Here is a 17,054-nt window from a genome sequence, read left to right as displayed (position 1 = left end):
TCGCGCGGCTGGAACCGAGGTGGTGATGGAGTCGGTGTATCTGCTGGTCGCGCTTGGTGCGATCGTTGCCGGATTCGTGCAGGGCCTGTCCGGTTTCGCCTTCGGAATGGTGGCGATGTCGTTCTGGGCATGGGGACTGGAGCCGCGACTGGCTGCCACGTTGTCGGTGTTCGGCGCGCTGGTCGGCCAGCTGGTGGCCGTGTTCACCGTGCGGCGCGGATTCAATCTGCGTCTGCTGCTGCCGTTCGTGCTGGGTGGACTGGCGGGCATTCCGCTGGGCGTGATGGTGCTGCCGCAGCTGGACATGGACTGGTTCAAGGCGCTGCTGGGCGGTTTCCTGGCGCTGTGGTGCCCGGTGATGCTGATGGCGCGATCATTGCCGCCGATCCGCGTGGGCGGCCGTATCGGTGACGCGATCGCTGGCATGGCTGGTGGCGTGCTCAGCGGCATCGGTGGTTTCGCCGGACCGGTGCCGACGTTGTGGAGCACGCTGCGAGGCTTCGGCAAGGATGAGCAGCGTGCAGTCATCCAGAACTTCAATCTGGCGATGCTGGCGGTGACCATGGCCACCTATGTTGGCAGCGGCCTGGTGAGCCGGCAGATGCTGCCGTACTTCGCCATCGTGGCACCGGCCATGCTGGTGCCGACCCTGCTGGGTGCGCGCGTCTACATCGGCATCAGCGAGGCGCGTTTCCGGCAGATCGTACTGAGCCTGTTGACCGCCTCGGGCATCGCGCTGCTGGCGTCGTCGCTGCCGGTGCTGCTGGCGCGCCCAGTCGCGGGCTGAGGTTCAGGCCGGGCGGAACATGCGGAAGCGCTGTTCGGCGCCGATGCGGAAGTAATCGGCAGGCCCGCCGCCGCGCAGGATCGGGGCGGCAGCCGCGGTGTCGTAGATGCCATCGACCAGCAACCGCGCATCGATATGCACGGCGACCACCTCGCCCAGCACCAGCCAGCCGTTGGTGTCCTGTCCGGCGGCGTCGCGCAGGCGCAAGATCTGGGTGCAGCGGCATTCCATGCTCACCGGGCTCTGTGCCACACGCGGCGGCGCCACTTGCGTGGATGCCAGCGGCGTCAGGCCGGCGAGGGCGAACTCGTCGACATCCGGTGCGACCGCACGGCAGCTTTCGTTCATGGCCTCTGCCAGGTCGAAGGTGGCCAGGTTCCAGACGAACTCGCCGGTGGCTTCGATGTTGCGCAGCGAGTCTTTGCGGCCCTGGCTGGAGAATCCGATGATCGGCGGGGTGTAGTTGAAGGCGTTGAAGAAACTGTAGGGCGCCAGGTTCAACGCGCCCTGCGCGTCGTGGCTGGAAATCCAGCCGATCGGGCGCGGGCCGATGATGGCGTTGAACGGGTCGTGCGGCAGGCGGTGGCCCTCTGCCGGGCGGTAGCTGTGGAAGGTGTCGGGCATGGCGGTCTTGTTGCGTAGGGTCGGGCAGCTGCGGCCCGAAAAAAGCCGCGACCCTTGCGGGCCGCGGCCTGTCGTTTACGGCGTGGCTGGACTCAGCGCTGCTGGATCTTCGACAGCAGGCGCAGGAATTCCACATACAGCCAGACCAGGGTCACCATCAGGCCGAACGCGCCATACCACTCCATGTACTTCGGCGCGCGCTGGGCCACGCCGGTTTCGATGAAGTCGAAGTCCAGCACCAGGTTCAGCGCAGCCACCACCACCACGAACAGGCTGAACGCGATGCCCAGCCAGCTGGAGTCGTGGATGACCGGCACATTGATGTTGAAGAAGCCCAGCACGAACGAGGCCAGGTAGAGCAGGGCGATGCCGCCGGTGGCGGCGACCACGCCCATCTTGAAGTTTTCGGTGGCCTTGATCACGCCGCTGCGGTACGCGAACAGCAGCGCGGCCAGGGTGCCGAAGGTCAGCAGCACGGCCTGGAACACGATGCCCGGGTACTTCATGTTGAACAGGGCCGACACGGCGCCCAGGAACAGGCCTTCGACCAGCGCGTACATCGGCGCGGTGACCGGCGACCATTCCTTCTTGAAGATGGTGATCAGCGCCAGCACCAGGCCGCCGATGGCACCGCCGATGGCGTACAGGCCCGCGCTGCCGGAAATCTGGCCGTACTCGTCGACCGACTGGCTCCAGGCGAACGCCGCGGTCAGCACGGTCAACAGCAGCAGGATGCCGGTCTTGTTGGCGGTGCCGTTGAGGGTCATCACCTGGTCGGGGCTGGTCACCACCGAACCGCTGGCGAGGTCGAGGAAGGTCGACTCGGAAAGAGCCGGGTTGCCGCTGCGCATGCGAGTTCTCCGTGCGAATGAGGGTCAGGACGGCCATCCGGCCGATGACCGCGAGCATAGCCGATGAGCACGTACGGCGCCGTGGCAGGCGTCAGGCTCGAGAGTCCGCGTTGACAGTTCGCGACCGGCTTGGCGACAATGACCAACTCCCCGGGCCTGGCCCGAGGGGATTGCAAGACCGGGGTATAGCGCAGTCTGGTAGCGCGCCTGCTTTGGGAGCAGGATGTCGGGGGTTCGAATCCCTCTACCCCGACCAATCCCACATCACGTCGGATTGGACACCGTTCCGGTTCGGGCGCCCGTAGCTCAACTGGATAGAGCACCGGCCTTCTAAGCCGGCGGTTACAGGTTCGATTCCTGTCGGGCGCGCCATCTCATCTTCTGGATTTCCTGCGGCTGCCGGACCTTGCCTGGCCCAGTGCTGCGTTGGCGCGCATTCAATCTGGCCCGTCGTGGCCAAGGCATAGTCGGCCTGCCCCATGCAGGGGTGCCCGCCATGAGCCATCCCTCCATGAACGTTGCGCGATCGTGCTGGCTGCTGCTGGCGATGGGCCTGATGCCAAGTGCGCAGGCCGCTGCCGAGCCTGTCATTGCGGTCTACCGCGGCGAGGCCGGTTGTCCGGGGTGCTCGGAAGCGGTCGAGCAGGCCATCCACCGTTCACGTCCGGACTATCGCGTGGTCTTTCTGGGCCCGGACGAGGCCGTCGACGTCGATTCGCTCGCCGCGTCGCGCTACCGGGCCTATGTGCAGCCGGGTGGCGGCCAGGACATCGAGGCCGCGATGGAGGCCGTGGGCGAGGATGGAGCAGCGGCCATCCGCCGTTTCGTCGACGCCGGGGGAGCCTACATCGGCCTGTGCATGGGCGCCTATCTGGCGGGCGCATCGCACTTCGGCCTGCTTGCGCAGGACCTCGACGCCGAGGCGGGAAGGCCGGGATTCCCGGTGAAGGATGAGGACGATGCCGTGGTTCCGGTCATCTGGAACGGGCGTCGCGAGACGGTGTACTTCCAGGATGGCCCCTACCTGCATGCCGCGCCACGCGGTCAGGGGTTCAAGGTGATTTCCCGCTACGCCAATGGCGACATCGCCGCGGCGTCGTATCGCCGTGGGAAGGGCGTGGTGGTGCTGTCCGGCCCGCATCCGGAAGCATCAGCGCAGTGGTTCGGGGCGGCAGGCATCCCGCGTTCGCAGATGCCGTCGACCGATCTGTTCAAGGATCTGCTGGATGCCGCCCGACCATGAACTGGCGGTGCGACGGCGGTGGAGCGGGGTGGAACACGGCCCTGCACATCAATGTGAAGAAATGCTTGCAATTCCTTCGCGACTCCCGGAAAATGCCGGACTCGCTTCGGGGGACGGACTTCTGGTTCGACCCGGTCGCAACGCACAAAGGTTCCATCGCTGGCGGTATCGGCGGGGAGCGAAAGTTTCAGTGGTGGCTGTAGCTCAGTTGGTTAGAGTACCGGATTGTGATTCCGGTGGTCGGGGGTTCGAATCCCCTCAGCCACCCCACTGATTCAACCGCATCGGCGCAGCCGAAACGGTATTGCAATAAACAGAAAGCACGCTACAATGTGCGTCTGAGTTTCACGGGCCGTTAGCTCAGTTGGTAGAGCAGTTGACTCTTAATCAATAGGTCCAAGGTTCGAATCCTTGACGGCCCACCAAGACAGAAGCCACCTGGTACGCCAGGTGGCTTTTTTCTTATAAGTGTGACCCCTTCGATTTGAGGGATCGCACGTAGCGGTACCCGCGCATGGCGTGGATCTGCTGCGGTGCTGGAACAGCGGTACTTGATTCAACGTCGTTGAAAAAAGTGCTTGCACCCACCGCTCGGATCAAGCCATAATTCGCGCCCCGATTTCGGGCTGTTAGCTCAGTTGGTAGAGCAGTTGACTCTTAATCAATAGGTCCAAGGTTCGAATCCTTGACAGCCCACCAGACAAAAGCCACTTGGTTCGCCAAGTGGCTTTTTTCTTGCCTGTGCGCCGGGTGATGCGCCGGGTGATGCGCCTGCGGATGCCATGGCGCTGCCCGGAGTGGAGCCCCCTTGAGTCAAGGGGGCGCGGCGAAGCCGCGGGGATGTGGGGGCTGATGAAGTGGGGCCCGCGCTTTGCCATGCAAAGCGTGGGGCTGCGGCGCGAATGCGCGGCAGCTTCCCCTTGGTTCGCCAAGTGGCTTTTTTCTTGCCTGTGCGCCGGGTGATGCGCCTGCGGATGCCATGGCGCTGCCCGGAGTGGAGCCCCCTTGAGTCAAGGGGGCGCGGCGAAGCCGCGGGGATGTGGGGGCTGATGAAGTGGGGCCCGCGCTTTGCCCGGCAAAGCGTGGGGCTGCGGCGCGAATGCGCGGCAGCTTCCCCTTGGTTCGCCAAGTGGCTTTTTTCTTGCCTGTGTGTCGCTTATGGCCTTCCTCCTTGCATGGCGTGGATCCACTGAAGCGGTGCTGAAATCAGCGGCATATGCGTCATCAGTGTTTTCAATGCTGTGCGCTGCTTCTCACCGCATCGCGTCCTGCATCGCACCCAATGGTTCCTCCGCGCCGATGGCGCACGCATGAAGGACGATCCTGATGGGTGATATCAATCGATGGGTTCCAATGGGACTGGTTCCGCTCGCGCTGGTGGTGCTCGCTGCCTGCAGTCAGCCGGGCGACCCGGCGCAGACCGTGCAGCGCGACGCGGAAGCCCAACGCGATCCTGCGCGTCCGGTCAGTGAGGCGGCGCCGATGCAGCCGGCGGTGCCGGCTGAGGGCGTGACCCGGGCCGAGGCGGTGCAGTTGCGCAGGACCAGCGACGGCGGTGTTGAACTCCGCAAAGTGGACGCACTGTCCGGGCAGGGCGCCGAAGCGGTCGCCACCGAAGCGCAGCAGCACTGATCCATGGCCATCCCTGGCGGCGGGGTGCCCGGGATGGCGGATTCAGCTTTGTGCAGGCCTTTCGCTTCCTGCCATCGCCTGCGACAATGAACGCCTGTGCCGGCCACGCGAAAGTGGCGGAATTGGTAGACGCCCTGGATTTAGGTTCCAGTGCCGCAAGGCGTGGGGGTTCGAGTCCCCCCTTTCGCACCAGTGCCGGCCTGTCCCCGCCCTGATCGGGCCATCGGCGCCCCCTTGACCGGCACGCGCTGGCAGTGCAGGCCGAATTGGGCGAAACTAAAGGGCTGCGGCAAGCAGGCGCGTCCCAGACGTCGTGTCCTTACAACCGTTTCATCCCAATCATCGAGCCGGGGGCCTGGGCCACCGGTGGCAGGAGTCAACATGCAAGCTTCGATCGAATCCACCGGCAACCTGGAACGCCGCCTGAGCTTCTCGCTGCCGGAAGAGCGTCTGCAGAGCCACATCGTCGGCCGCCTGGGCGAAATTGCCCGTACCACCCGCATCAAGGGTTTCCGTCCGGGCAAGGTGCCGGCCAAGGTGATCGAGCAGCGCTTCGGCGCGCAGGTCCGTGGTGAGGCGCTGGACGGCCTGCTGCGCGAAACCTTCGATGCCGCCGTGCGTGAGCACGATCTGCGCATCGTCGGCAGCCCGCGCATCGACAAGGGTGACGAAGGCGAGTTCTCCTTCGTGGCCACCGTGGAAGTGGTGCCGGACTTCGGCGATATCGACGTCAGCAAGCTGACCGTCGTGCGCCACAGCGCCGAGATCACCGATGCCGACATCGACCAGATGATCGAGAACCTGCAGAACCAGCGCCGTACCTGGGCCCCGGTCAGCCGTGGCGCGCAGGACGGTGACCTGGTCGCGGTGGAAACCTGGTCGCAGGCCGGCGAAGAGCGCCTGCCGGCCGAGGGCACCGAGAAGGGTTCGATCGTGCTCGGCCAGGGCATGATGTTCGACACCATCGAAAAGGGCCTGGTCGGCCTGGCCAAGGGTGAAGAGAAGACCCTGGACGTCGAGTTCCCGGCTGACTGGCGCGTGCCGGTGCTGGCGGGCAAGACCGTGCAGGTCACCGTCAAGGTTGCCGAAGTGTCCGAGCCGGTCGTGCCGGCGGTCGACGAAGCCTTCATCAAGAGCTTCGGCGTGAAGGGTGGCGACGTCGAGCAGTTCCGCAGCGACATCCGCGCCAACCTGGAGCGCGAGCTGAAGGGCGCCCTGATGAACCGCCTGCGCCGCGAAGTGGGCGAGCAGCTGATCGCGGCCTACGCGTCGGTCGAAATGCCGCCGCGCCTGGTCGAGAACGAAGCCCGCGCCATGCTGGCCCAGCAGGTCGAGCAGATCCGCCGCAACGGCCAGAACGTCGGCGAGATCCCGGCCGACGCCCATGAAGGCTTCAAGGATGCCGCCGCCAAGCGCGTGCTGGTCGGCCTGCTGGTCGGTGAAGTGGCCCGCATCAACGACCTGCGCCTGGAAGCCAAGCGCCTGAACGAAACGATGCGTCTGATCGCTTCGACCTACGAAGAGCCGGAGCAGGTCATTGAGATGTACCGCAACGACCCCCAGCTGATGTCTGGCCTGCAGAACCGTGTGATGGAAGAGCAGGTGATCGACTGGATCGCCGAGCGTGCCCAGCACACCGAAGAGAAGCTGTCGTTCCAGGACGCGATCCGCCAGTAAGCCCGGGCGGATCACCGGATGCCCCGCGCCTTTGCCGGCGCGGGGTTGTTGCCCCCCAAGATAGGTACCTCACGTAATGGACAACCGAACCAAAGCCCTGAACCTGGTTCCGATGGTGGTCGAACAGACCAGCCGCGGCGAGCGTGCCTACGACATCTATTCGCGCCTGTTGAAGGAGCGCCTGATCTTCCTCGTGGGCCCGATCGACGATCACATGGCCAACGTGGTGGTGGCGCAGTTGCTGTTCCTGGAGTCGGAAAACCCGGAAAAGGACATCAACATCTACATCAACTCGCCGGGTGGCGTGGTTACCGCCGGCATGGCGATCTACGACACCATGCAGTACATCAAGCCGAATGTGAGCACCACCTGCATCGGCCAGGCCGCCTCGATGGGCGCCCTGCTGCTGGCCGCGGGCGAAGCCGGCAAGCGCTATGCGCTGCCGAACTCGCGCGTGATGATCCATCAGCCGCTGGGCGGCTACCAGGGCCAGGCCACGGACATCGACATCCACGCGCGTGAGATCCTGACCCTGCGTTCGCGCCTGAACGAGGTGCTGGCCAAGCACACCGGCCAGTCGCTGGAGACGATCGCCCGCGACACCGAGCGCGACAACTTCAAGAGTGCCTTCGAGGCGCAGGCCTACGGTCTGGTCGACCAGGTCCTGGAGCGTCGTCCGGATGAGTCGATCCAGGCTGGCTGACCGGCCTTCACGGGGCCAGGGAGGCCCCGTTCCTGCAGGGTCGGGTGGGACTGGTGTCCCCTCGGCCCTGTGCTATTCTCGAATCGAACCCCCGTTCAGCGGGTGGGGTAACTGGGTAAGCGAAGCATGAGCGAAGACCGCCAAGGTCGTTCCACGGACACCGGCAAGATCCTCTACTGCTCTTTCTGCGGCAAGAGCCAGCATGAAGTGCGCAAGCTGATTGCGGGTCCGAGCGTGTTCATCTGCGATGAGTGCGTGGAGCTGTGCAACGACATCATCCGTGAGGAACTTGAGGAAAAGGCGCAGTCGGCGCGCAGTTCGCTGCCCAAGCCGCGCGAGATCCTCGAGGTCCTCGACCAGTACGTGATCGGCCAGAACCGTGCCAAGCGCACCCTGGCCGTGGCCGTGTACAACCACTACAAGCGCATCGAGAGCCGGCAGAAGAACGACGACGTCGAACTGGCGAAGTCGAACATCCTGCTGGTCGGCCCGACCGGTTCGGGCAAGACGCTGCTGGCCGAGACCCTGGCCCGCCTGCTCAACGTGCCGTTCACCATGGCCGACGCCACCACGCTGACCGAAGCCGGTTACGTGGGCGAGGACGTGGAGAACATCATCCAGAAGCTGCTGCAGAAGTGCGACTACGACGTCGAGAAGGCACAGCAGGGCATCGTCTACATCGATGAAATCGACAAGATCTCGCGCAAGAGCGAGAACCCGTCGATCACCCGCGATGTGTCCGGCGAAGGCGTACAGCAGGCCCTGCTGAAGCTGATCGAAGGCACCGTGGCCAGCGTTCCGCCGCAGGGCGGCCGCAAGCACCCGCAGCAGGAATTCCTGCAGGTGGACACCAAGAACATCCTGTTCATCTGCGGTGGCGCGTTCGCCGGGCTGGACAAGGTGATCCAGGCCCGCTCCACCGACGTCGGCAGCATCGGCTTCGGCGCCAAGGTGAAGAGCACCGAGCGCAAGCAGGAAGTGGGCAAGGTGCTGGCGGAAGTCGAGCCGGAAGACCTGATCAAGTTCGGCCTGATCCCCGAGTTCGTCGGCCGCCTGCCGGTGGTGGCGACCCTGGAAGAGCTGGACGAGCCGGCCCTGATCAGGATCCTGACCGAGCCGAAGAACGCCATCACCAAGCAGTTCAAGAAGCTGTTCGAGATGGAGAACGTCGAGCTGGAGTTCCGTCCGGACGCGTTGTCGGCCATCGCCAGGAAGGCGCTCAAGCGCAAGACCGGCGCCCGTGGCCTGCGCACCATCGTCGAATCGGTCCTGCTGGACACCATGTACGACCTGCCGTCGCAGGAAAACGTCAGCAAGGTGGTGGTGGACGAATCGGTGATCGAGCACAAGTCCGAGCCGTACCTGATCTACCAGACCCCGGCGGCCCCTGAACAGAAGGCCGCAGGCGCCGAGTGATCCTTCCAGGTTGTTGATTGGAAAGGATTTTCAAGGAATGCCTTGCATCTGAAAGCCGATGGCCCCATAACGGGGCCATCGGCTTTTTTGTCTCCGGAAGATGCCCTCCCGGAGGCGGTTTTCCCCCTTCCCTGGAGCCCCCATGGCCCGTTCCCCAAGTGAAACCCTCGACCTGCCGGTCCTGCCGCTGCGCGACGTAGTGGTGTTCCCGCACATGGTCATCCCGCTGTTCGTCGGCCGTGACAAGTCCATGCACGCGCTTGAACAGGCAATGGAGGCGGACAAGCGCATCCTGCTGCTGGCGCAGAAGTCGGCCGAGACCGATGACCCGCATGCGGCCGACCTCTACCAGGTCGGTACGCTGGCACAGGTGCTGCAGCTGCTGAAGCTGCCCGACGGCACCATCAAGGTGCTGGTCGAAGGCCTGTCGCGCGTGCAGGTCACCCATGTCGACGAGCGCAACGGCTCGCTGCACGGCCAGGCGGTGGAGATCGATGCCACCGACGCGCGCGAGGCCCGCGAGGTCGAGGCGATCGCCCGCTCGCTGATGTCGCTGTTCGAGCAGTACGTGAAGACCAACCGCAAGCTGCCGCCGGAGCTGCTGCAGACGCTGTCGGGCATCGATGAGCCGGCACGCCTGGCCGATACCATCGCTGCGCACATCAGCGTACGCCTGGCCGACAAGCAGCGCCTGCTGGAAACCCTGGCCGTCGGTGACCGCCTGGAGATGCTGGTCGGCCTGGTCGACGGCGAGATCGACGTGCAGCAGATGGAGAAGCGCATCCGCGGCCGCGTGAAGTCGCAGATGGAGAAGAGCCAGCGCGAGTACTACCTCAACGAACAGATGAAGGCCATCCAGAAGGAACTGGGTGACCTGGACGATGCACCGGGCGAGCTGGAAGAGCTGGCCCGCAAGATCGCCGAAGCCGGCATGCCCAAGCCCGTTGAAGCCAAGGCACGCAACGAACTGAACAAGCTCAAGCAGATGTCGCCGATGTCGGCCGAAGCCGCCGTCGTGCGCAACTACCTGGAGTGGTTGCTGGGCGTGCCGTGGAAGAAGCGCAGCAAGGTGCGCAAGGACCTGAAGGCCGCGCAGGACACCCTCGATGCCGATCACTACGGCCTGGAGAAGGTCAAGGAGCGCATCCTTGAATACCTGGCGGTGCAGTCGCGCGTGAAGCAGATGAAGGGGCCGATCCTGTGCCTGGTCGGGCCGCCGGGCGTGGGCAAGACTTCGCTGGGCCAGTCCATCGCCAAGGCCACCAACCGCAAGTTCGTGCGCATGTCGCTGGGCGGCGTGCGCGACGAGGCCGAAATCCGTGGCCACCGCCGTACCTACGTCGGTTCGATGCCGGGCCGCATCGTGCAGAACCTCAACAAGGTCGGCAGCAAGAACCCGCTGTTCGTGCTCGACGAGATCGACAAGATGTCGATGGACTTCCGTGGTGATCCGTCCTCGGCGCTGCTGGAAGTGCTCGATCCGGAGCAGAACAACGCGTTCAACGACCACTACCTGGAAGTGGACCTGGACCTGTCCGAAGTGATGTTCGTGGCGACCTCGAACTCGCTCAACATTCCCGGCCCGCTGCTGGACCGCATGGAGGTGATCCGCATCCCCGGCTATACCGAGGACGAGAAGCTCAACATCGCGACCCGTTACCTGGTGCCGAAGCAGATCAAGGCCAACGGCCTGCAGCCGGAAGAGCTGGAGATCGGCAGTGATGCGATCCAGGACATCGTGCGCTACTACACGCGCGAATCGGGCGTGCGCAACCTGGAACGCGAGATCGCCAAGATCTGCCGCAAGGTGGTGAAGGAGATCGCGCTGGCCGGCCCGCAGCCGGCGGCGAAGGTGAAGAAGGGTGCGAAGAAGAAGGCACTGGTGAGCGTGTCCGGCAAGAACCTGGACAAGTACCTGGGCGTGCGTCGCTTCGACTTCGGCCGTGCCGAGGAAGAGAACGAGATCGGCCTGGTCACCGGCCTGGCCTGGACCGAAGTCGGTGGCGATCTGCTGCAGATCGAATCGACGCTGGTGCCGGGCAAGGGCCAGCTGATCCTGACCGGCCAGCTCGGCAACGTGATGAAGGAATCGGCTTCGGCGGCGCTGTCGGTGGTGCGTTCGCGCGCGGTCGGCTTCGGCATCGACAGCGACTTCCTGCAGAAGCACGACGTGCACCTGCACGTGCCCGATGGCGCCACGCCGAAGGACGGCCCGAGTGCTGGCGCGGCGATGGTCACCTCGCTGGTGTCGATGTTGACCAAGGTGCCGGTGCGCGCCGATGTGGCGATGACCGGTGAGATCACCCTGCGTGGTCGCGTCACTGCCATCGGTGGCCTGAAGGAGAAACTGCTGGCCGCACTGCGCGGCGGCATCCGCACGGTCATCATTCCGGAAGAGAACCGCAAGGACCTGGCCGACATCCCGGCCAACGTCACCCGTGATCTGAAGATCGTGCCGGTGAAGTACATCGAAGAAGTCCTGGACCTGGCGCTGGAGCGTCCGTTGGCACCGAAGAAGGCGCGCAAGAGTGCGCAACGTGTCACGGTGCGCAGCAAGGCCAAACCGAGTGGAAACGCGCGCGTCAAGCATTGACGCGCGCTGTCCAATGGCCTGAAACCCGCGTCGTTGCTGGCTTTCCAGCTTGCGTGGGGGTAGGGCCGCTGGTATAAAAGCAGCACTCGCGAATGAGTGATCGCAGTCTGGCGATCGCTGAATTCGGCGAACCGTTTCCACATGGCGGCCGCATGCAGAGCGCGTGCGGTTGCTTCCCTGTCGAATAAGCGGAACCCACCGCCAAAGGAGTTGTAGAGAATGAACAAGACCGAATTGATCGATGCCGTTGCTGAAGCTGCAGACCTGACCAAGGCCGAGTCCAGCCGCGCTGTCGATGCCGTCGTTGCTGCCGTCACCAAGGCGCTGAAGGACGGCGATGCGGTCACCCTGGTTGGCTTCGGTACCTTCCAGGTCCGCGACCGTGCTGCCCGCACCGGCCGCAACCCGAAGACCGGCGACACCATCAAGATCGCTGCTTCGAAGAATCCGTCGTTCAAGGCTGGTAAGGCCCTGAAGGATGCTGTAAACTAAGCGGCTCGCTGGGGTGCTTAGCTCAGCGGTAGAGCGTCTCCTTTACACGGAGAGGGTCGGGGGTTCGAAACCCTCAGCACCCACCACAGCACCGCGGTAAAAGTTTGAGTGTGGAGCGGTAGTTCAGCTGGTTAGAATGCTGGCCTGTCACGCCGGAGGTCGCGGGTTCGAGTCCCGTCCGCTCCGCCATTCAACGAGGCCTCCGGCCAAAAGCTGGAGGCTTTGTTTTCTCCCCGGTCCAGGCCGGCTGAAAGCAGAAAAGGTAACAACGCGGAGCGGTAGTTCAGCTGGTTAGAATGCTGGCCTGTCACGCCGGAGGTCGCGGGTTCGAGTCCCGTCCGCTCCGCCATTACATCGAGGCCCCCGGCCGAAAGCTGGGGGCCTTGTCTTCTCACCGACAGGTTCGGGAAGACAAAAAGGTTTTTGCAAGAACGGAGCGGTAGTTCAGCTGGTTAGAATGCTGGCCTGTCACGCCGGAGGTCGCGGGTTCGAGTCCCGTCCGCTCCGCCATTGCAGAATTCTTAAGTCCCTGTGAAAAAACTTTGAAAAAAGTGTTCATCGGGCTGGGTTTCCAGGAAGTCTTCGGATATACTGGGCGCCTGCAAAGTTCAAGCGCGGAGCGGTAGTTCAGCTGGTTAGAATGCTGGCCTGTCACGCCGGAGGTCGCGGGTTCGAGTCCCGTCCGCTCCGCCAACTTTAAAAGCCCTCGGCGCAAGCCGGGGGCTTTTTCTTTGCGCCGTGATGAAGATGGCCGATGCACTGATGGCGCAGGGTTGTGGAGGCGGGCGCAGGCCACGCCGGTGCTGCTTTTGGTCCCTGCGGCGAAGCGGGTTACACTGCCGGGCTCGCCAATCAGGCCTTGTGATTCCTCACCATGCTGCAGAAACTCCGCGACAAGACCTCAGGCTGGATCGTCACTGTGATCCTGGGGCTGCTGATGATTCCGTTCCTGTTCGTGATCGACAACAGCTACCTCGGTGGCGTTGGCGCACAGAACGTGGCCAAGGTTTCCGCGCCGCCGACCTGGTGGCGTTCGGCGCCGTCGTGGTGGCCGGTGCGCATGCTGTGGCAGCACCACGAGATCAGCTCGCAGGATTTCCGCACGCGTTTCGAGCAGGAGCGCATGCGTGAGCGCCAGCAGCAGGGCGACAATTTCGACCCGCGCGCGTTCGAGAGCACCGAGAACAAGATGGCCGTGCTCGATCAGCTGATCGACGAGCAGGTCGTGCGCCTGGTCGGTGAACAGGCAGGCGTGGTGATCGGCGACGGCGCGGTGCGCGAGTACATCGCGACCATGCCGGCGTTCCTCGATTCGAACGGCAAGTTCAACGAGAACAACTATCGCCTGGCCCTGGCCGGCGGCAACCCGCCGCGTACGCCGACCCAGTTCCAGGAACTGGTGCGTGAGAGCCTGCAGCAGTCGGTGATCCCGTCGGGCCTGCAGAGCTCCGGCTTTGTCACCCAGGCCGAGACCGAGCGCCTGCTGAAGCTGCTGGGCGAAACCCGCGACGTCGAGCTGGCCGCGTTGCCGGCGGTACCGGCCGATACCGCGCCGGTGACCGATGAGCAGATCAAGAAGTGGTACGACAGCCACGGCAAGGATTTCCGCCAGGCCGAGAGCGTGTCGCTGGAATACGTCGAGATCAATGGCGCGAACCTGCCGGCACCGACTGCGGCCGATGAAGCAACCCTGCGCAAGCGCTATGAAGAGGAGAAGGCGAAGTTCACCTCGCCGGAGCAGCGCCAGGCCTCGCACATCCTGATCACCGGTGACGGTGCCGAAGCCAAGGCGAACAGGATCGCTGCCGAAGCCAAGGCCGCCGGTGCCGATTTCGGCGCGCTGGCCAAGGCCAATTCGGAAGATCCGGGCTCCAAGGACCAGGGCGGTGACCTGGGCTGGGTCGAGCGCGGTGCGATGGTGAAGCCGTTCGAGGACGCGCTGTTTGCGGCCAAGGCCGGTGACGTGATCGGCCCGGTGAAGACCGAGTTCGGTTACCACATCATCAAGGTGGCCGCTGTGCGCGGTGGCCAAGGCAAGTCGTTCGAGGAAGTGCGTGACACGCTGGCCGCCGAGCAGCTGAAGGCCGACGGTGAGCGCGGCTTCAACGAGCTGGCCGGCCGCCTGGTCGATGCCATCAACAAGAGCCCGAGCGACCTGGCCGCTGCGGCCAAGGAAGTGAACCTGCCGCTGCAGACGCTGGGCCCGATCACCCGCGCGACCGCCAGTGGCATCGCCGCTGACCCGGCCGTGCTGCGTGCTGCCTTCTCCGATGTGCTGGTGCAGGACGGTACCGCCAGTGACCCGATTGCCCTGGGCGGCGCGACCAACCACAGCGTGGTCATCCGTGTGGCTGCGCACACCCCGGAACAGGCCATGCCGCTGGACAAGGCCCGTGAGCAGGTGATCGCCGCGATCCGCGCCGATCGCCAGCGCCAGGCCAGTGACAAGGCGGCCGACGCCATCCTGGCCAAGCTGAAGGCGGGCGCGACCCTGCAGTCGCTGGCCGCCAGCGAGAAGCTGCAGCTGAGCCCGATGCCGGGCCTGCCGCGCAGCCAGCCGGTGCCGACCCCGGAAATCAACCGCGCGATCTTCAGTGCGCCGGTGCCGGCCGAAGGCAAGCCGAGCTATGGCAAGGTCGACGTCAATGGCCACGCGCTGCTGTTCGCGGTGAACAAGGTCAATCCGGGCGACATCAAGGAAGTGACTGCAGAGCAGCAGAAGCAGCTGAAGGAACAGCTGAGCCAGATCGACGGCATGGCCGCGGCCAAGGCCTACATCGAGGCGATGCGCAAGAAGTTCGTGGTCCAGACCACCGAAGCGAACCTGTAAGCCTTCTGGCGGACAGGAACGGAAAGGCCCGGCATTGCCGGGCCTTTTTGTTTGGGCGCGCGCCCCGGCATTTTTCTGTAGAGCCGAGCCCACGCTCGGCTGCCCGCCAAACCCAGCCGAGCATGGGCTCGGCTCTACAGATGGGTAGCCGAGCATGGGCTCGGCTCTACAGATGGGTAGCCGAGCATGGGCTCGGCTCTACAGATGGGCAGCCGAGCATGGGCTCGGCTCTACCGTTTTCAATCTTCGACGCGCAGCACGGCGCCCGGCTTCAGCACGCTGCTGCCGCTCAGGCCGTTCAGTGACAGCAGGGCCTTGACCGGCATGCCGTAGCGACGGGCGATGGTCCAGGCCGACTCGCCATCACGCACGGTGTGGCGGCGGCTGCGCGGACGATCGGCAATCGCGGCGACGGTCTTGGCGACCTGCGGCGTTGGCGCGGCGGTGGCAACCGGCACGGCGCTGGCGACCAGCGCGGTGGCGGTGTCCGCCACGGTCGCATTGGTGGCCGAGACCGGCGCCAGCACGCGGGTGGCGCCCGACGAGGCGCGGCCACCGCCCGCCAGGGCGGGGTTGAGGCGGGCGATCCTGGCCGGGTCCAGGGCGCGCTGTGCGGCCCACTGCTGGACGCTGGTGCCGGCGGGCAGGGTGTGGTCCTTCAGCACCGGCACGGTGCGGTCCAGCGAGGCCATCACGCCCGGCTGGTCTTCCACGTCTTCCAGCACGCAGGCCAGGGCATGCAGCTTCTCGACGTAGGCATGGGTGACCGGCGACAGGCCGGGCAGCGCCGACGGCTTGGCATTCTGCGCGTTCATGCCGGCCTTGCGCATGGACTGCAGCACGCGGTACTCACCGGCGTTGTAGGCCATGGTGGCCAGGCGCCAGTCGCCGCCGAACATGCCGTGCAGGGTCTTCAGGTAGCGCACTGCGGCCTGGGTGGAGTCGACCGCCGACAGGCGGCCATCGTAGCCGTTGGCCATGGGTACGCGGTGGTTGCGCGCGGTGGTGGCGATGAACTGCCACAGGCCGGTCGGGCCGCTGCCGTTGCGGGCGTTGGGCCGATAGCCGCTTTCCACGAACGGAATCAGCGCGAATTCGGTAGGCAGGTTGGCCTTGCGCAGCTCTTCGACCACGTAGCCGAACAGCACCAGCGCATCGTCATCCTGGTTGGCCAGGCGCGACGGGGCGTGGGCGAACTGCTTCTGCCAGCGCGGGCTGGTGGCCTCGGCGTCGCAGGTGGGCTCGGCCAGGCCGTCGCGGAAGCTGGAGAAGATCTCCTGGCCATTGCGGACCGACGCGGCCGGCAACGCGGCCGGATCCAGCGGCAGGGCCGCAGCGGCAGTCAGGTTCTGGCTGATGCCGGCGCCCAGCGACTGGGCACCAGCGGTTCCGGCCAGCCCCAGGACCAGGCCCAGGGCCAGCGGCAGACTTCGGCGCATCATGCGCGGAAGCCGTCTTTCCAGTGCCGGAGGCCGGCCATGACGTCGACGTCGTCAACGACGTCGCGGCCCAGGTGCGCCGACACTGCTGCGCGGATCGGCGCAGTGTGCACACGCAGGAACGGATTGCAGTCGAATTCGTTGGCCAGGGTTACCGGCAGGGTGGAACGGTCATCGCGGCGCATGGCCAAAGCCTCCTCTTGGCGCTGCCACAAAGCAGCGTTGGCGGGGTCGACATGCCGCGCGAAGACGGCATTTGACACGGTGTACTCGTGGGCGCAACAAAGCAGCAGTTGCGCGGGCAAGGTACCCAGCTTGCGCATCGATGCCAGAAGCTGGGACGGCGTACCTTCGAACAGGCGTCCACAGCCCAGGCTGAACAACGAATCTCCGCTGAAAAGATGTTCAGCAGTGTGAAACGCGATGTGGCTGCGGGTATGCCCGGGCACGGATAGTACGTGGAACGTCCGGCCCAGTGCCTGAACGCGTTCACCTTCGCTGACCCGTCCGGTTGCCGTGGGGATGCGCTCCTCAACCGGCGCGATGACCCGTACGCCGGGAAAGCGTGCCTGCAGCGCGGGCACGCCACCGATGTGGTCATCGTGATGATGGGTGAGCAGGATCGTGTCCACGCGCAGGCCCTGGTCGGCCAGCGCAAGCACCGGCGCGGCATCGCCGGGATCGACGACCACGGCGGCACCATCGTCGTCGATCAACGTCCAGATGTAGTTGTCCGCAAATGCGGGCAGGGCAGTCAGTCGCATAGA

General features: G+C 65.0%; 13 protein-coding genes and 11 tRNA genes. 20 read left to right on the top strand and 4 right to left on the bottom strand.

From position 1 onward, the window contains the following. Positions 1-25 precede the first annotated feature (25 nt). Positions 26-787 (top strand): sulfite exporter TauE/SafE family protein, encoded by a 762-nt coding sequence (locus B9Y64_RS03415; protein WP_100439501.1) that lies wholly within the window; start codon positions 26-28, stop codon positions 785-787. 3 nt (positions 788-790) lie between these two features. On the opposite strand, the gene B9Y64_RS03410 is transcribed toward B9Y64_RS03415, so the two are convergent. Further along, positions 791-1,411 (bottom strand): flavin reductase family protein, encoded by a 621-nt coding sequence (locus tag B9Y64_RS03410; RefSeq protein ID WP_100439500.1) that lies wholly within the window; start codon positions 1,409-1,411, stop codon positions 791-793. A 92-nt stretch (positions 1,412-1,503) separates the two neighbouring features. Next, positions 1,504-2,262 (bottom strand): Bax inhibitor-1/YccA family protein, encoded by a 759-nt coding sequence (locus B9Y64_RS03405; protein ID WP_100439499.1) that lies wholly within the window; start codon positions 2,260-2,262, stop codon positions 1,504-1,506. A gap of 179 nt (positions 2,263-2,441) precedes the next feature. Between B9Y64_RS03405 and B9Y64_RS03400 the strand changes: the two genes are divergently transcribed. The 19 genes from B9Y64_RS03400 to B9Y64_RS03305 all read left to right on the top strand — a co-directional run bounded on the left by B9Y64_RS03400 (position 2,442) and on the right by B9Y64_RS03305 (position 14,848). Further along, positions 2,442-2,518, top strand: a tRNA-Pro gene (locus tag B9Y64_RS03400). 39 nt (positions 2,519-2,557) lie between these two features. Next, positions 2,558-2,634 (top strand) — tRNA-Arg (locus B9Y64_RS03395). A 124-nt stretch (positions 2,635-2,758) separates the two neighbouring features. After that, positions 2,759-3,505, top strand: a complete 747-nt coding sequence (locus tag B9Y64_RS03390) for a BPL-N domain-containing protein (protein ID WP_238379833.1) — start codon at positions 2,759-2,761, stop codon at positions 3,503-3,505. A gap of 193 nt (positions 3,506-3,698) precedes the next feature. After that, positions 3,699-3,775, top strand: a tRNA-His gene (locus B9Y64_RS03380). A gap of 79 nt (positions 3,776-3,854) precedes the next feature. After that, positions 3,855-3,930 (top strand) — tRNA-Lys (locus B9Y64_RS03375). Positions 3,931-4,128: 198 nt separating this feature from the next. Next, positions 4,129-4,204 (top strand) — tRNA-Lys (locus B9Y64_RS03370). A gap of 654 nt (positions 4,205-4,858) precedes the next feature. Continuing rightward, positions 4,859-5,137 carry a hypothetical protein gene (locus B9Y64_RS03365; RefSeq protein ID WP_413482187.1) on the top strand — a complete coding sequence of 93 codons (279 nt, stop codon included), beginning with the start codon at positions 4,859-4,861 and terminating at the stop codon, positions 5,135-5,137. Positions 5,138-5,244: 107 nt separating this feature from the next. Then, positions 5,245-5,329 (top strand) — tRNA-Leu (locus B9Y64_RS03360). Positions 5,330-5,518: 189 nt separating this feature from the next. Next, positions 5,519-6,814 carry a trigger factor gene (gene tig / locus B9Y64_RS03355; protein WP_014036145.1) on the top strand — a complete coding sequence of 432 codons (1,296 nt, stop codon included), beginning with the start codon at positions 5,519-5,521 and terminating at the stop codon, positions 6,812-6,814. A gap of 76 nt (positions 6,815-6,890) precedes the next feature. Beyond that, positions 6,891-7,517: an ATP-dependent Clp endopeptidase proteolytic subunit ClpP gene (gene clpP, locus B9Y64_RS03350; protein WP_004146318.1), complete on the top strand. Its 627-nt coding sequence runs from the start codon at positions 6,891-6,893 to the stop codon at positions 7,515-7,517. A gap of 126 nt (positions 7,518-7,643) precedes the next feature. Then, positions 7,644-8,933 (top strand): ATP-dependent Clp protease ATP-binding subunit ClpX, encoded by a 1,290-nt coding sequence (gene clpX / locus B9Y64_RS03345; protein ID WP_100439495.1) that lies wholly within the window; start codon positions 7,644-7,646, stop codon positions 8,931-8,933. Between the two features lie 142 nt (positions 8,934-9,075). After that, the gene (gene lon, locus B9Y64_RS03340; RefSeq protein ID WP_100439494.1) at positions 9,076-11,526 is read left to right on the top strand and encodes an endopeptidase La; all 2,451 of its coding nucleotides are present in this window, start codon (positions 9,076-9,078) and stop codon (positions 11,524-11,526) included. 219 nt (positions 11,527-11,745) lie between these two features. After that, positions 11,746-12,018 (top strand): HU family DNA-binding protein, encoded by a 273-nt coding sequence (locus tag B9Y64_RS03335; RefSeq protein WP_004146343.1) that lies wholly within the window; start codon positions 11,746-11,748, stop codon positions 12,016-12,018. Between the two features lie 11 nt (positions 12,019-12,029). Further along, positions 12,030-12,104 (top strand) — tRNA-Val (locus B9Y64_RS03330). Between the two features lie 26 nt (positions 12,105-12,130). Beyond that, positions 12,131-12,207: transfer RNA gene (locus B9Y64_RS03325), tRNA-Asp, on the top strand. Between the two features lie 83 nt (positions 12,208-12,290). Continuing rightward, positions 12,291-12,367, top strand: a tRNA-Asp gene (locus B9Y64_RS03320). 84 nt (positions 12,368-12,451) lie between these two features. Next, positions 12,452-12,528: transfer RNA gene (locus B9Y64_RS03315), tRNA-Asp, on the top strand. Positions 12,529-12,634: 106 nt separating this feature from the next. Continuing rightward, positions 12,635-12,711, top strand: a tRNA-Asp gene (locus tag B9Y64_RS03310). Positions 12,712-12,892: 181 nt separating this feature from the next. Then, positions 12,893-14,848 (top strand): peptidyl-prolyl cis-trans isomerase, encoded by a 1,956-nt coding sequence (locus tag B9Y64_RS03305; protein WP_100439493.1) that lies wholly within the window; start codon positions 12,893-12,895, stop codon positions 14,846-14,848. Positions 14,849-15,087: 239 nt separating this feature from the next. Here B9Y64_RS03305 and B9Y64_RS03300 read toward each other — a convergent pair whose 3' ends face one another. Both B9Y64_RS03300 and gloB read right to left on the bottom strand, forming a co-directional pair. Then, entirely contained in the window at positions 15,088-16,290 is a 1,203-nt protein-coding gene (locus B9Y64_RS03300; protein ID WP_100439492.1) for a lytic transglycosylase domain-containing protein, read from the bottom strand. After that, a complete protein-coding gene (gene gloB, locus B9Y64_RS03295; RefSeq protein ID WP_100439491.1) occupies positions 16,287-17,051 on the bottom strand; it encodes a hydroxyacylglutathione hydrolase in 765 nt (254 codons plus the stop codon). Before gloB ends, B9Y64_RS03300 begins: the two co-directional genes overlap by 4 nt. Positions 17,052-17,054: the final 3 nt, after the last annotated feature.

Origin of the sequence: Stenotrophomonas maltophilia (assembly GCF_002799245.1) — a bacterium.
GTDB classification, from domain to species: domain Bacteria; phylum Pseudomonadota; class Gammaproteobacteria; order Xanthomonadales; family Xanthomonadaceae; genus Stenotrophomonas; species Stenotrophomonas maltophilia_S.
Note: the sequence above shows the minus strand (reverse complement) of the source record. Positions and strands in the feature narration are given on the sequence as shown.